Annotated in this window: 2 protein-coding genes; both read left to right on the forward strand. The window is 69.3% G+C overall.

Translation table 11 applies throughout. The features are described from left to right. Nucleotides 1-265, forward strand: a 265-nt coding sequence (gene tnpB / locus NON00_RS24355; protein WP_256025389.1) for an IS66 family insertion sequence element accessory protein TnpB, incomplete at its 5' end; no start/stop codon positions are given. Nucleotides 266-325: 60 nt separating this feature from the next. After that, a partial coding sequence (tnpC, locus tag NON00_RS24360; protein ID WP_256025391.1) for an IS66 family transposase occupies nt 326-1,195 on the forward strand: 870 nt, incomplete at its 3' end.

A 1,195-nucleotide genomic window follows, 5' to 3' on the forward strand; every position in this document is an offset into this window, starting at 1 on the left:
GCAGGTGCAGCAGGCGCTGGGCCGTGACCCGCATTGCGGTGATCTCTACGTCTTCCGTGGCCGTCGTGCGGACATGGTCAAGATCATCTGGCACGACGGGATTGGCATGTCCCTTTACACCAAAAGGTTGGAGAGAGGGCGCTTCATCTGGCCCTCGCCGGCCGACGGCTGCCTGCAGATCTCGGGTTCGCAACTGGCTTACATGCTCGACGGAATCGATTGGAGGAATCCGCAACGAACTTGGCGGCCTGAGCTGGCAGGATAATGCGCCGCATGGGCAGATCGGCGCTACTCACCGTAGGGCAGATGTGATTCCATCGCCGGCGTGACAGCCGCGCCGGACAACCTGCCCGACGATATCGCCGCACTGCGTGCCGCACTTGCGGCCGAGCAGCTGGCGCGGCGCGAGGCCGAGGCACGCGCCTCCGGCGCCGAGGCGATGGTGGCGCATCTCAAGCTGCTCATCGCCCGGCTGAAGCGGGATAAGTACGGCGCCTCCTCCGAGCGCGGCCGCAAGCTGATCGACCAGCTGGAGCTCGAGCTCGGCGAACTGGTGGCGGCCGCCAGCGAGGACGCCACCAAGGCGGAGAAGGCCGCCGGCAAGGAGGGCCGCACCCGCCGCCCGGACTGCCCGCCCCGCGGCCAGCCAGTGCGGGCGCCCCTGCCGGCCCACCTGCCGCGCGAGCGGGTCGTCATCCCGGGCCCGACCGCCTGCCCCTGCTGCGGTGGCAAGCTGTCCAAGCTGGGCGAGGACGTGACGGAGACGCTTGAGGTCGAGCCCATCAGGTGGAAGGTCATCCAGACCGTCCGCGAGCGGTTCTCCTGCCGCTCCTGCGAGACCATCACCCAGCCGCCGGCACCCTTCCACCCCATCGCCCGCGGCCGGGCAGGGCCGAACCTGCTGGCCATGATCCTGGAGGCCAAGTTCGGCCAGCACCTGCCGCTGAACCGCCAGAGCGAGGCCTATGCCTTTCAGGGCATCGAGCTCAGCGTCTCCACCATCGCCGACTGGGTCGGCGCCTGCACTGCCAACCTCGCCCCGCTTATGACGCTCATCGACGGCCATGTCCTCGCTGCCGAGCGACTGCATGGCGACGACACCACCGTCCCGGTGCTGGCCCGGGGCAAGACAATCACCGGCCGGGTCTGGACCTATGTCCGCGACGACCGGCCCTTTGGCGGCGGGGCACCCCCG

It is taken from the genome of Roseomonas sp. GC11 (genome assembly GCF_024437745.1).
Classification (GTDB): domain Bacteria; phylum Pseudomonadota; class Alphaproteobacteria; order Acetobacterales; family Acetobacteraceae; genus Pseudoroseomonas.